14 protein-coding genes are annotated in these 12,660 nt (G+C 62.0%); 5 read left to right on the top strand and 9 right to left on the bottom strand.

Features of this window, described 5'->3' with window-relative positions:
- The first annotated feature begins 14 nt into the window (after positions 1-14).
- Positions 15-1,133 carry an alanine dehydrogenase gene (gene ald / locus LC343_RS15475; RefSeq protein ID WP_223478049.1) on the top strand — a complete coding sequence of 373 codons (1,119 nt, stop codon included), beginning with the start codon at positions 15-17 and terminating at the stop codon, positions 1,131-1,133.
- A gap of 91 nt (positions 1,134-1,224) precedes the next feature.
- Here the strand turns inward: ald and LC343_RS15470 are convergent, their stop codons facing one another.
- The 4 genes from LC343_RS15470 to sseA form a co-directional block, all read right to left on the bottom strand.
- On the bottom strand, positions 1,225-1,698 hold the full coding sequence (locus tag LC343_RS15470) for a DUF1203 domain-containing protein (protein ID WP_223478048.1): 474 nt from the start codon (positions 1,696-1,698) through the stop codon (positions 1,225-1,227).
- A gap of 90 nt (positions 1,699-1,788) precedes the next feature.
- Positions 1,789-2,361: an OmpA family protein gene (locus LC343_RS15465; protein WP_223478047.1), complete on the bottom strand. Its 573-nt coding sequence runs from the start codon at positions 2,359-2,361 to the stop codon at positions 1,789-1,791.
- 74 nt (positions 2,362-2,435) lie between these two features.
- Positions 2,436-3,008: a GNAT family N-acetyltransferase gene (locus LC343_RS15460; protein ID WP_223478046.1), complete on the bottom strand. Its 573-nt coding sequence runs from the start codon at positions 3,006-3,008 to the stop codon at positions 2,436-2,438.
- Between the two features lie 8 nt (positions 3,009-3,016).
- Entirely contained in the window at positions 3,017-3,874 is an 858-nt protein-coding gene (gene sseA / locus LC343_RS15455) for a 3-mercaptopyruvate sulfurtransferase (RefSeq protein ID WP_223478045.1), read from the bottom strand.
- 238 nt (positions 3,875-4,112) lie between these two features.
- Between sseA and LC343_RS15450 the strand changes: the two genes are divergently transcribed.
- On the top strand, positions 4,113-4,607 hold the full coding sequence (locus LC343_RS15450; RefSeq protein ID WP_223478044.1) for a histidine phosphatase family protein: 495 nt from the start codon (positions 4,113-4,115) through the stop codon (positions 4,605-4,607).
- Between the two features lie 19 nt (positions 4,608-4,626).
- Here LC343_RS15450 and LC343_RS15445 read toward each other — a convergent pair whose 3' ends face one another.
- Both LC343_RS15445 and LC343_RS15440 read right to left on the bottom strand, forming a co-directional pair.
- Positions 4,627-5,370 carry an alanyl-tRNA editing protein gene (locus LC343_RS15445; RefSeq protein WP_223478043.1) on the bottom strand — a complete coding sequence of 248 codons (744 nt, stop codon included), beginning with the start codon at positions 5,368-5,370 and terminating at the stop codon, positions 4,627-4,629.
- Positions 5,370-6,404 carry a cysteine synthase A gene (locus LC343_RS15440; protein WP_223478042.1) on the bottom strand — a complete coding sequence of 345 codons (1,035 nt, stop codon included), beginning with the start codon at positions 6,402-6,404 and terminating at the stop codon, positions 5,370-5,372. The genes LC343_RS15445 and LC343_RS15440 overlap by 1 nt, the downstream gene beginning before the upstream one ends.
- Before the next feature lie 207 nt (positions 6,405-6,611).
- On the opposite strand from LC343_RS15440, the gene LC343_RS15435 reads away from it, so the two are divergent.
- Positions 6,612-7,265, top strand: a complete 654-nt coding sequence (locus LC343_RS15435) for a ChrR family anti-sigma-E factor (RefSeq protein ID WP_223478041.1) — start codon at positions 6,612-6,614, stop codon at positions 7,263-7,265.
- A gap of 74 nt (positions 7,266-7,339) precedes the next feature.
- On the top strand, positions 7,340-8,173 hold the full coding sequence (locus tag LC343_RS15430) for an SDR family NAD(P)-dependent oxidoreductase (protein ID WP_223478040.1): 834 nt from the start codon (positions 7,340-7,342) through the stop codon (positions 8,171-8,173).
- A gap of 3 nt (positions 8,174-8,176) precedes the next feature.
- On the opposite strand, the gene LC343_RS15425 is transcribed toward LC343_RS15430, so the two are convergent.
- Together LC343_RS15425 and LC343_RS15420 are read right to left on the bottom strand one after the other, a co-directional pair.
- The gene (locus LC343_RS15425) at positions 8,177-9,448 is read right to left on the bottom strand and encodes a class I SAM-dependent methyltransferase (protein ID WP_428982565.1); all 1,272 of its coding nucleotides are present in this window, start codon (positions 9,446-9,448) and stop codon (positions 8,177-8,179) included.
- A gap of 36 nt (positions 9,449-9,484) precedes the next feature.
- Positions 9,485-10,333: a DUF1365 domain-containing protein gene (locus LC343_RS15420; protein ID WP_223478039.1), complete on the bottom strand. Its 849-nt coding sequence runs from the start codon at positions 10,331-10,333 to the stop codon at positions 9,485-9,487.
- 327 nt (positions 10,334-10,660) lie between these two features.
- Here LC343_RS15420 and LC343_RS15415 point away from each other — a divergent pair, with 327 nt between their 5' ends.
- Positions 10,661-11,248, top strand: a complete 588-nt coding sequence (locus LC343_RS15415; protein WP_223478038.1) for a hypothetical protein — start codon at positions 10,661-10,663, stop codon at positions 11,246-11,248.
- 42 nt (positions 11,249-11,290) lie between these two features.
- Here LC343_RS15415 and LC343_RS15410 read toward each other — a convergent pair whose 3' ends face one another.
- Positions 11,291-12,658: an NAD(P)/FAD-dependent oxidoreductase gene (locus tag LC343_RS15410; RefSeq protein ID WP_428982575.1), complete on the bottom strand. Its 1,368-nt coding sequence runs from the start codon at positions 12,656-12,658 to the stop codon at positions 11,291-11,293.
- Positions 12,659-12,660: the final 2 nt, after the last annotated feature.

The raw sequence follows: 12,660 nt of genomic DNA, 5'->3' as shown, positions 1-12,660 counted from the left end.
TCAGGGAGATTGCAATGCGCGTGGGATGCCCGAAAGAAATCAAAAACCATGAGTACCGCGTCGGCCTCACTCCGGGGTCGGCGCGCGAATACGTCGCCAACGGCCACGACGTTATCGTCGAAAGCGGTGCGGGCCTTGGTATCGACGCGGATGATGCGTCCTATGTTGCCGCCGGAGCCAAGGTCGTAAAGACCGCCAAGGAAGTCTTCGACCAGTCCGACATGATCGTGAAGGTCAAGGAACCGCAGCCCTCGGAATGGGCGATGCTCCGCGAAGACCAGATTCTCTATACATATCTCCATCTCGCACCCGATCCCGAGCAGACCAAGGGCCTCCTCGCGAGCGGCTGCACCGCGATCGCCTACGAGACCGTCACAGACAAGCGCGGCGGTCTGCCGCTGCTTGCGCCGATGTCGGAAGTGGCGGGCCGGTTGGCGATCCAGGCGTCGGCCACCGCGCTCCAGAAGGCGCATGGCGGTCACGGTATCCTGCTCGGCGGCGTGCCGGGCGTGCTGCCGGCCAAGGTTGTCGTGATCGGCGGTGGAGTCGTCGGGCTGAACTCTGCCAAGATGGCAGTCGGCCTCGGCGCGGATGTCACGATCATCGACCGTTCCATCCCGCGGCTGCGCGAACTCGACAACATTTTCAACGGCCGCGTCCACACCCGATACTCGACGGTCGAAGCGATGGAGGAAGAAGTCTTTTCCGCCGACGCGGTGATCGGTGCGGTGCTGATCCCCGGCGCGGCAGCACCGAAACTGGTCAGCCGCGAAATGCTCGGCGGCATGAAGCAGGGTGCTGTGCTCTGCGATGTCGCGATCGACCAGGGCGGCTGCTTCGAGACCTCCAGGGCGACCACGCATTCCGATCCGACCTACGAGATCGACGGGGTCATCCACTATTGCGTCGCCAACATGCCGGGCGCGGTGCCGGTGACCTCGGCGAAGGCGCTCAACAATGCGACGCTCCAATACGGTCTCATGTTGGCGAACAAGGGGCTGAAGGCGCTGATCGACGAACCGCATCTGCGCAATGGCCTGAACGTGCATCGCGGCCGTATCACAAACAAGGCGGTCGCCGACGCTCTGGGCTACGAGATGGCGCCCCCGCAGGAAGCGCTAAAGGTCGCCTGACAAACCGGAAGCGCTATACGGCCGGTCGTTACTTTAACGACCGGCCGTATTCTTTTCAGGCAACCCATTGCCTGGCAGCACTCCCGCAATCTCAGCCGCGCTCTATGCGCGCCTGATAGCAATTGTTCGTCGCCGAGCGGACATGGACATAGGCTATCGCGGGATCCTGAAAAAGATCGTGCGCATAGGCCTCGATGTCCGGCTGCGGCACGACCTTTCCCGAACCGTATACGATCCGGTCGTCGCTGCCATAGCCGCGGAGCAGATAGCGCGGCGACTGGTGCAGGATCTCGGGGACTTGCTGTCCGGGTTCCATGGCCTCGCATTCGCGGGCATGGAGGAAGATCGGCCCCGTTTCCGCGAAAGGCTGATGGCTCGCGAAGGGGCGCCAGGCGAGAATGAGATAGTCCTCGCCGGCTTCGATATTTTTCATGCAATGCCGGCAGGGCATGCCGTCACCATCGGAAATGGCTCTGTCCGGTAGTTGACCGTAGGCGTCCGGCCCGCCGCGCTGAATGGCGCGCGTGGCATCGGTGTCGATTGCAAAAAAGGTGAGGCGGTCCATCCTGGGCTCCATCGTTCGTGTCGATGGGCGGATGGAATATCGGGCGGCGGTTGTCCGCCACCCGATTCATGCGGGATCGTTGCGGCGCGATCAGCGGGCCACGAAGTCGGTGACGCGGCGCAGGGTGACGCGGCGATTGCGCCATTCCGCGTTGGGCGTGGGCACGAGCAGATAGTCTTCGCCGTAGCCGGCGGGCTCCAGCGCCCGGCGCGCGATGCCGAAACGGCGGTTGAGCAGTCTGGCGACTTCATAAGCGCGCGCCTGGGACAATGCATAGTTGCTTGAACGCGAGCCGACCGCATCCGTGTGGCCCTCGATCATGAAGACCTCATTCGGGTTGCGGCGCATGATGCGGCGCATCGCGATGGCGATCTGTTCGACCTTCCAGCGTTCCCCGGTGGGGATATGCGACGAACCGAAGGCGAAGTTGATCGACTGGATGTCGATCGACGGCGCCATGTTGCGCAGACGCGGATTGCGCTTGATCTGGTCGATGGTAACCCGCGCCGAGCGTTCAATCTTGTGGCGCGGCTGGCGATCCAGCATGCGCTCGATCGTGGCGGCTGCGGGCGACGAGGCTTCCGCCGCGAAGGCGGGGACGGTTGGGACGAGAGCTGCCGCGCCGGCGGCGGCGAGCGATTTGATGAAGTTACGGCGGTTCATGGCACACTCCCTGGTGCAGGTTGATGTGCCTCCGGTGTAGCGATCGGTGCCTGAACCGCTTCTGAACGGGCCGTTCAGCCTTGCACGATGCCCTGTTCGGCCAGGCGGTGAAGATCCGTCTTGGACAGCGGCCGCAGCGTGCTGTCCTCGCGCCTTACTGGCTGAAAGCCAAGCTTCTGGTAGAGGGGCAGGGCTGCCGGATGATCCAATGTGCAGGTGTTGACGGTGATCCGCTCCGGCTCGCTGGCCCAGCAGGCCTCGATGGCGCGAGACAGGAGCCAGCGTCCAAGGCCGCGACCCGCTGCATGCGGCATCATGCCGAAATAGGCGAGGTCGATCGAAGCCGGGTCGGCGCGGTTGATCTCGTAGAAGCCGGCGGGCGCGCCATCGAGATAAAGGACATAGATTTCCGTCGTGTCGGCGTGGATGACCGAGGCCAGCGTCTCGTCGTCCATGCGCAGCCTGTATTCCCATTTCCAGGGGTATCCGACCTGGAACTGAAGGAAACGGTAGAAGGCGAGTTGCGGCTTTTCGGCGTGCAGAATGGCCGCATTGACGCCGAGCGGAAGCGGATAACGCTTCACCGGCGGCACGGTCATTTCCAGAAAAGTGATCGTGGTATCAAGCGTTTGGGGTTCGGCGCTCATAATCCGATTCAACCCTTTGCCGGTCCGGTCTCGACCGGGGTGTCGTCTTGTGATCCCCATTCCGACCATGAGCCGTCATAAAGCTTGTGATCGTCGCTGCCGAGCGATTCCAGCGCGAGCGAGATCACGGCCGCCGTGACGCCCGATCCGCAGGTGGTGACAACCGGTCGCGACGGATCGATGCCGCTATCGGTGAAGGTCTGGCGGAGCCCGTCAATATCTTTCAGGTAGCCGTTTTCCGAGAGCGACAGCGCCGGGACGCTGCGCGCGCCGGGCATATGGCCGGAGCGCATGCCCGCACGCGGCTCTGGCTCCTCACCGGTGAAGCGGCCCGCGGGACGTGCATCCGCGATCTGCGACGACCGTTCCGAGACGATTTGCCGGAGGTCTTCGAGCGACGCGATTTTCGACGCGTCGAATTTCGGCAGGAATGCGTTCGACGCGATCTTGGTCGGTGTCGAAGTGACGATGTGGCCGTCCTTTTTCCAGTTGTCGAATCCGCCGTCGAGCAGGAAGACCTTCTCCGCGCCCATGATCCGGAACAGCCACCAGACGCGCGGCGCGGTGAACATGCCGAGCCCATCATAGACGACAATGGTGTCGTCGCGCGAAATGCCCATGGCGCTGGCGTGGCGTTCGAAAACGGATGGCGAGGGGATGGTGTGCGGCAAATCGCTGTCCGGATCGACCACCGCGTCCTGGTCGAAGAAGACCGCGCCAGGAATGTGGGCCGCGTCATATTCGGCGCGCGCGTCGCGGTTTTGCGCGGGCAGGTACCAGGAACCGTCGACGATCGACAGGCCGGGATCCTTGAGGTGCTTGACGAGCCACTGGGGCGAAACGACGAAGGGACTTTTCTCGCTCACGGTCGGTTCTCTCACTTTCGAGGGCGTTTTGCGGGCTCAGCTATACAGGACGACGGCGAGTCGTCGCTAGGGTCAATGACCGCACGACGTGTCGAGACAAGCGGGAACGGCGGCAGGACCATCATTGGCGGTCATTGCATCGTCCGCCGTGCTGGAGCCTGCGCTTGCGAATAGGGGGCCGGATGGAAATTGCGTGGGGAGGCGGCTACCATAGGAGGCGAGGATCGGGGGGCCCGGAATGAACAGTCGAATGCTCGCTATCGGCATCATGGCGGCATTGCTGTCCACGATGCCTGCCAGGGCCCAGGAAAAGGTCTTTGTCATCCGGCATGCGGACAAGGAAACCGGGAAACCCGATCCGGCACTGACCGATGCGGGGCGGGAACGGGCGTCGAATTGGGCCGGACTTCTGATCAACGCGGGAATCGACGTCGTGATCAACACTGACGCCAGGCGTTCCCGGGAAACCGGAGAGATCATTGCGCGGTCGCTTGATGCCGACCGCGACGAAGTCCCGGTTGCCGATCTGGCCGCCCTGATGGATCTGATGACTTTCGACTATTCCGAACAGACAGTTCTCGTCGTGGCGCACACGGAGACTATCCCCGGCATCCTCGGGAACATGGGCGTATCCGAGACGATTGAGTTAGCCGAAGACGACTACGCCAACCTGTTCCTTGTGGCGAAACCCGGCGGAAACGATGTCACCTTCGTGCATCTTCGCATGCCATGAAGACCGGTCTTATGCCTGTTCACTGAGCCGGAGCAGGCCCGAAACGGATGCGGAAACGTCGATTTTCGCGGCCCTTCTTCTCGATCTTGCCGATGTGGATTTCACCGACTTCCCCGGTTTCGGTGACATGGGTGCCGCCGCAGGGCTGGCTATCGACGGAGGCGTCCTTGCCGATGCAGACGAGGCGGATCGAGCCTGATCCCGTCGGCGGACGGACATTCTTGGATTTCACCAGTCCGGGATTGGCCGCAAGATCCGCGTCGCTGATTGTTTCGGTATAGATCGGGTGGTTTCCCTCGACCAATTGCATGAGTCCCGCGCTGATCGACGCCTTGTCGCCATCGAGTTCCGGGATATCGAAATCGACGCGACTTTCCTCCTCGCCGACGGAAGCGCCGGTGATCGGGTAGGGGCAAACGACCGTGAGCAGGTGGCAGGCTGTGTGCATGCGCATCAGCTTGTAACGGCGATCCCAGTCTATATGCAGGGTCAATGCCTCGCCGATTTCGGGAACCGGCTGGTCCGGGGCGGGCACGTGGATGATCTCGTCCTTCGTCTCGCCGCAGACGGTCGCGGCAATTTCAATACGCGAGCCGTCGGCGCGTTCCAGAAACCCGGTGTCTCCCGGTTGGCCGCCGGAGGTGGCGTAGAAACAGGTCTGGTCGAGAATGATCCCGCCGCGGTCGTTGATGGCGACGACCTTGCCTTCGGCGACCGAGAGATAGGCGTCGTCGCGAAAGAGCGCCTTGACGGTATGGGGCATCAGTCCACGTCCTCGAAAGGTATCTCGATCTCCGACTTCTGCTCCATCCATGCGGGCACAGGCAAGTCCTTGCCGCGCAGGAATTCCGGGTTGAAGAGCTTGGACTGATAGCGGCTGCCATAGTCGCACAGAATGGTCACGATGGTGTGGCCGGGGCCCATCTCCTTCGCCATGCGGATCGCGCCGGCGACATTGATGCCGGTGGAGCCGCCCATCACGAGGCCTTCTTCCTCGGCGAGCGCGAAAACGACGTTCAGCGCCTCCTCGTCGGGGATCTGGTAGCAAAGATCGGGGGTGAAGCCTTCGAGGTTCGCGGTGACGCGGCCCTGGCCGATGCCTTCGGTGATCGAGGATCCCTCCGACTTGAACTCGCCGGTCGTGTAATAGGAATAAAGCGCGGCGCCCATCGGGTCGGCGAGGCCGATCTTGATCTCCGGGCGTTTTTCGCGAAGGCCTTCGGCGACACCGGCGAGCGTACCGCCGGACCCCACGGCGCAAATGAAGCCGTCGACCATGCCGCCGGTATCGCGCCAGATCTCGGGCGCGGTGGTTGCCACGTGAGCCTGCCGGTTGACGACATTGTCGAACTGGTTCGCCCAGATGGCGCCGTTCGGTTCGCTTTGCGCCATCTGTTCGGCCAGTCTGCCGGAGACGCGGACATAGTTGTTTGGATTGCGATACGGCGCGGCCGGCACTTCCACGAGTTCGGCGCCGAAGAGGCGCAGCGCGTCCTTCTTTTCCTGCGACTGGGTTTCCGGGATAACGATGACCGACCGGTAGCCAAGCGCGCGGGCAACCATCGAAAGACCGATGCCGGTGTTGCCGGCAGTGCCTTCCACGATGACGCCGCCGGGCTTCAGGAGACCTTTTTCCTCGGCGTCGCGAATGATGAACAGCGCCGCCCGATCCTTGACCGACTGGCCGGGATTGAGAAACTCGGCCTTGCCTAGAATTGTGCATCCGGTTTCGTTCGATGCACGCTGAAGCTTGATGAGCGGCGTATTGCCGATGGCGTCGAGCACCGAGTTGTACATGGCTGGTCCCTTTTTTCGTTTTCGGGACAGTATGTTCTCGAAATCGGAGCTTCAAGACACAAGTCGTGCCGAGCGGGACGTACTGCCGAAATGCGTTTCCAGAAAAAACCTTCCGCGTGGCATAATCGGGGGTGATCCGGATTGCGGCATGTTGCGTAACAATGGCATTCAGACACACAGGTGACTTCCGAACCGCAGAAAACCGGGATGATCGAAAACAAGATTGAAAGCATGGATGTCTTGCTGGCGCGCTTCGTCGCCGGAACGCTACCGAAACCGGTTGCGGTCCTGGTGGCTGCGCATCTTGAACTTTCCCCTGACAGCCGGATGCTGGTGCGTGCGCTCGAAGCGAGCGCAGGGGACCTTCTGGAAGCCGAAGAGCCGCTGCCGCTGACGGCACACAAGGCGATGCTCGATGCCGTCCTGGCGTCGTCCAGCGTCGGGGCGGGGCCGGATGAGGTTGAAAAACAGCCTTGCGCGGTGATGCCGCGCGTTCTCCGGGATTTCGTCGGATACACGGCCGACACGATACCCTGGAAGACGAAGATGCCCGGATATCGCGAATATGATATCGGCGACGTCGATGGATGCCATGTCTCGATGATGTGGATCAAGCCGGGCCGCAAGATGCCGGCGCACACCCATGACGGAATGGAGCTGACGCTGGTACTCGACGGCGCATTCAGCGACACGAAGGGACGGTTCGGTCGTGGTGACATCTCCATTGCCGACGACGGCGTCGATCACAGGCCGATGGCCGAAAACGACCGCGCGTGCATCGCTTTCGCCGTCACCGACGCGCCCTTGCGGATGACCGGGCCGTTGCACCAGCGCATCGCGGATATTCTCGGCGCGACCTGAATTTGCCCGTCGCTGAAACCGATCTGGGTTTCCAAGCGTAGTACTCGCAGAAGCACTTCTCGAGAGAAGGAACCATGTCACTTTTTCGCACGACCGCCGGTGACGGCGTTGCCTGGATTACCGGCGCCAGCACCGGGATCGGACGCGAACTCGCGCTTCGGTTGGCGGCCCTCGGCCATGTCGTGGTTGCGACGGCGCGCAATGCTGACGATCTGGATGACCTGGCACGCGAGAGCGAGGGAATGCGAGGCACTATCCGTGCCTTTCCCGGCGACGTGACAGACCGGGCCGCGATGGCGTCGATGGTCAAGACGATCAGCGAATCAGCCGGGCCGATCCGGCTGGCGGTGTTCAATGCGGGTGTCTATATCCCGACGCCGGGCGAGGCGCTTTCGCTCGACGACTTCGACACGATGATCGGCGTCAATCTGCTTGGTGTCCTCAATGGCCTTGTGCCGGTTGTGGAGACAATGAAGGCGGCCGGGTGCGGTCAGGTGGTTCTGGTCGGTTCCGTGAGCGGTTATTCCGGCTTGCCGTCCGCATCGGCCTATGGCGCGACCAAGGCGGCGTTGAACAACATGGCGGAATCGCTCTCCTTCGACTTCGAGAAGATGAATATCCGCATCCAGGTGGCCAATCCGGGTTTCGTCGATACGCCCGCGACGCGCGAAAACGATTTCGAGATGCCGGCCCTGATGCCCGTGGACAAAGCGGCTCAGGCCTTGGTCGAAGGCATCGCCGAGGGCGGTTTCGAGATAACCTTTCCGCGGCGCTTCACCTATGTGCTGAAGCTGCTGCGGATGCTGCCGCACCCGCTCTATTTCGCCATCATGCGGCGAGCGACCGGTTGGGGGACGCGCGAACTGGATTTCCGCGACACGACGCCATCAACCTACTCCCAGGGGTGAAGGTCAGGCGCGCTCGTAGACGAGTTGACGCACGTCGATGAATTCTTCCTGGAATCCTGCCTCGCAGTAATGGAGGTAGAACTCCCACATGCGCTTGAAGCGGTCGTCAAAGCCCATCGGGCGGATGTCGTCCCATGCCTCGCGGAACCGTTCGCGCCAGATGGCCAGCGTTCGCGCGTAGTCCTTTGCGAACATGCGGTCCCCGACCTTGGAAAGGTCGTGCCGTTCAGCGAGTTCATCGAGGATGGGCGGTGTCGGCAGCATGCCGCCGGGGAAAATGTAGCGTTGAATGAAGTCGGGATTGGCCCTGTACTCCGGATAGGCACGTTCGTTGATCGTGATGATCTGCAGTCCGGCGCGGCCTCCGGGTCTGAGAACGTCGCGCAGTTTTGAGAAATAGACGGGCCAGTATTGCTCCCCGACCGCCTCGAACATCTCGATCGAGACCACCTGGTCATAGACCGACTGTTCGTCGCGGTAATCCTGAAACTTCAGCGTGACGCGATCGTCCAGCCCGGCACGGCTGATACGCTCGCGGGCGAATTCGAGCTGTTCGCGGCTGATCGTCAGGCCCGTGACACGACAGCCGATCTCGCGGGCGGCGAATTCCGCAAAACCGCCCCAGCCGCATCCGATCTCGAGCACGTGGTCGCCAGGACCGATGCCGGCGGCACTTGCGAGCGCGCGATATTTCGCGGCTTGAGCGGATTCGAGGTCGTTGGCGCCGTCGGCGAACAATGCCGAAGAATAGGTCATGCTCGGGTCGAGCCAGCGTTTGTAGAATGAATTCCCGAGATCGTAATGAGCCGAGATGTTGCGCTTCGCGCGGAGCCGTGTGTTGCGGTTCAGCCAGTGGCGGAACGCGTTGAAAGCCCGGAACAGGTGGTTGGCCTTGACGATCTGGTATCCGAGCGTCTCGTTCACAACGAACAGTTCGAGGAAGGCTGTGACGTCTGGGCTGTCCCAGTCGCCGTCCATATAGCTTTCGCCGACGCCGATGGTTGCCTCGGAAATCGCGCGCCGCGGCAAGTTCCAGTTGTGCAACACCAATACGGCGTCCGGGCCGGGATTGTTGCCGCCGACCTTGATCACACGCTTGTCAGGCAGGTGGATCGTCAGCGATCCATACGGCAATTGTGTCGCCGCGCGAAGGGTGAGCTTCGCCTTCAGCGGGATGCCCTGGAGGGTGCGCCGGAGGTTTTGCGGCGTCAGGTGAATCGCTTCCCGATTCGAGATGTCCGACATCCCACCGGACGAGCCAGTGCCACCCGTCATATCGTAGTTCGCGTCCATACCGGCAAGTTAGCGGTATTATTCGGCGGGTTCCAGACCGTTTCGTGCATCGCGGTAACTCACTGGTTCGGGCGGGGTGGGGCGTTTGTGGAATTTCGCGCCCTTGAGCCAAAGCTTGAGGGCCTCCCAGTGAATTCCGGCAACGACTTTCGCCGTCATGAAAGGGTGCCGGAACGACAACGACAGGATCGAGGCGGAGGTCAACGGCCTCGCGTCGCCGGAGAAGCTCGCGGACAGGAGCGGTTCGCCGGATTCGGTCTCCAGGATTCGCATGCGCACCGTGTCGGCCGGCGGGAGCATGCGAAAGTGATAGCGTGCGCCGAGATCGATAAAGGGCGAGACATAGAAAATCTTGGTGCGCTCCTGACGCAGTCCGGCCGCTGAGAGCTGGCCGTCTTCGACCGGGCAGACATAGCTGTGTCGCTCGCCGAAGGTGTTGCGGACCTCGTAGATCATGGCCGACAGGCCGCCATCGGCACCATGGCAGTAATAAACCGCCAGCGGATTGAAGACGAAGCCGAGGATGCGTGGATAGGCGAGGAGCTGAATGCGCGCCGGTCGTGGCAGGCCGGCGTTTTTAACGAGCTCGTCCGCCCGTGCCCGCAGATCACCCTTGTTGGTCGATGAAGGGAGATGGTCCCTCTCGTGAAAGGAGACGAGATTCGCGCGGTTGACCGAGAAGAAGGGCGACAGGCGGTCGGCCTCGTCCAGCCGGTCGAGATCGACCAGCAGCGTGAAGACGCGATAGACGAAGCGATGCCCGAACGGCTTCAGCCGCGCATGCATCACCTTTCCATCGTATAGCCGCGCGGCCTCATCGACGGGGCCGAACGGGGCCTGGCCCGGCTGCTGTCTCGTTTTGGGCATCATGATCTGCCTTTCGAATCGGATACGCCGCTCGCGGCCGCATGGATCACGCAATCGCTGATTCCGACGCAAGGGAAGGTCGTAAGGCCTTGCTTCTCAAGAAATTTTTCTGCGCTACGAAAATTACCAGTCGCACGCGAAAAAATACGCGAAAAACAATCATTTGAGATGCGCCTTTTCTCGAACAATTTTAATATATCCAATTTTATTAGAATCCAACGAAGGTTGATGACGAACGCTTAATAGGGGTGAGCGAGCCTTTTTACATTGCGGATACTTCGCAAAATGAGTGCCAGTTCCCTGTTCGTCCAACTTCGGAGTAAGAGAATGCATAATACTATCCTGCGCAAGTTCATTTCGCTTCCCGCCGCGGCCGTGCTGTGCCTCGCGGCCGTGCCGGCTTCCGCAATCGATCTCGGCGTATCGCTCGGCGGCACGAGCGTCGGCGCTTCTGTCGGCGGAAACGACAGCGGGGGTGTGGGCGCGAGCGTCAGCGTCGGTGGCGGAAGCGGCGGCGGCGCGGGCGTCTCGGTCGGTACCAGTGGCAGCGATACAACCGCCAGCGTCTCTCTTGGCGGAACCAGCACCGACGCGAATGTCTCGCTTGGCGGTGGCAGCGGAACGACCGCAAGCGTATCGCTTGGCGGAAGCGGTGGCGGCGGCGCGGGTGTCGATCTGTCGCTCGGCGGCGGTGGCGGTGTCGATCTTGGCCTCGGTCTCGGCGGTGGTGGCAGCGCCGGTGGGGGTGGCGGCGGCGGTGCGGGTGTCGTTCAAACGGTCCGCGCTTTCAACTCCATGTCCGGTGGCGGCCAGGCCCGCGTCATCAGAACGTGTCGTCAGGCTCTTGGTGCCGGTGGGCGCGGCTATGATCGGGAACTCGTCTCCTTCTGCAAGTTCCTGAGCAAATACTGGTAGGATGTTCCTCCTCGGGGCGACCGGCGGTCGCCCTGAACAGTCTCATTCCGCCGCTTGCAGGATCGGCGGAAACTCTTCTCCGCCGATCGGCTCGGCGACGGGCGCTCGCCACGGAACATAGCCCCCCAAATCCGTGGCGACGTCCAGTCCCGATCGCAGGCCGTCCTCGTGAAAGCCGTATCCTGTCCAGGCTCCTGCATACCAGATACCGTGACGCCCCTGGATGCGGCCAAGACGAGACTGCGCGTCGAAGGCTGCGGCATCGTATTGGGGATGGTCGAAGGTCCATTCGCCGAAAACCGATCCTTTTGCCGGTTCGCGCATGGGGTTGAGGGTGACGAACAAAGGATGATGCGGATCGAGGTTTTGCAGCCGGTTCATCCAATATGTGACACAGATGCCCCCTTCCTCCGATCCCGCGGTTTCCCGCAGGTAGTTCCAGGCCGCCCAAGCGGCTTTTCGTTTCGGCATGAAGCTCTCGTCGCTGTGCAGGACGACCCGATTCGGCATATAGGGAATCGCTTCCAGAACGGATCGTTCGTCGCTGTCCGCGTCGTCTCCGCGCATCGCAAGGCTCTGGTCTGTATGCGCCGCGAGTACGACATCGTCATAGAGTTCGGTGCGGCCTTTCGCGTCGGTCACGGCCACACCGCCCGGCACTCTGGTCACGGCACGAACCGGTGTGTCGGTCAGGAGTCGACCGTCGAATTCTGCAAGGATCCGGTCGAGATAATTGCGCGATCCGCCAGAAACCGTCTGCCAGACCGGCGGCACGACCTCCAACAGGCGGTGATTTTCGAAGAAGTTGACGAAAGAGCGGGCGGGGAAGTCGAGCATCCGCACGCGCGGCGTCGACCAGATCGCCGCGGCCATCGGAATCAGGTAATCGTCGCGGAACCGCGCTGAAAACCCTTTCCGGATGAGGTAGTCGCCGATCGTGACCCGGTCCAGGAGGCCGGACTGGCGATCCGCGAGGCATTGGCGGTTGAAGCGCAGTATTTCCTTGAGCATCCACCAGAAGGATGGTGACAGCAGATTGCGCTTCTGCGCGAACAGCGTGAGCAGGTTCTGTCCGCACCATTCGCGCCAGCCGCCGTCGAGCGAGAGCGCGAAGCTCATGTTGGACTGCTCGCTTTTCACGTCGAGATGGCGGAAGAGGGCGGTCAGGTTCGGATAGTTGCGTTCGTTGAACACGATGAAGCCGACATCGACCGACATCGGCTTGCCGTCGTGATCGATGTCCACGGTGCAGGTATGGCCGCCCGGACGGCGCTCCGCCTCGTACAGCGTGACGTCATGGCGCTTCGACAGCGCCCACGCGGCGGAAACGCCCGATACGCCGCTGCCGATAACGGCTATTCTTTTGGCGACATGCGCCCTTGGGTTTATGGCAGGCGGGACGACATTCACGG

The organism is Oricola indica, from assembly GCF_019966595.1.
Lineage (GTDB): Bacteria > Pseudomonadota > Alphaproteobacteria > Rhizobiales > Rhizobiaceae > Oricola > Oricola indica.
Note: the sequence above shows the minus strand (reverse complement) of the source record. Positions and strands in the feature narration are given on the sequence as shown.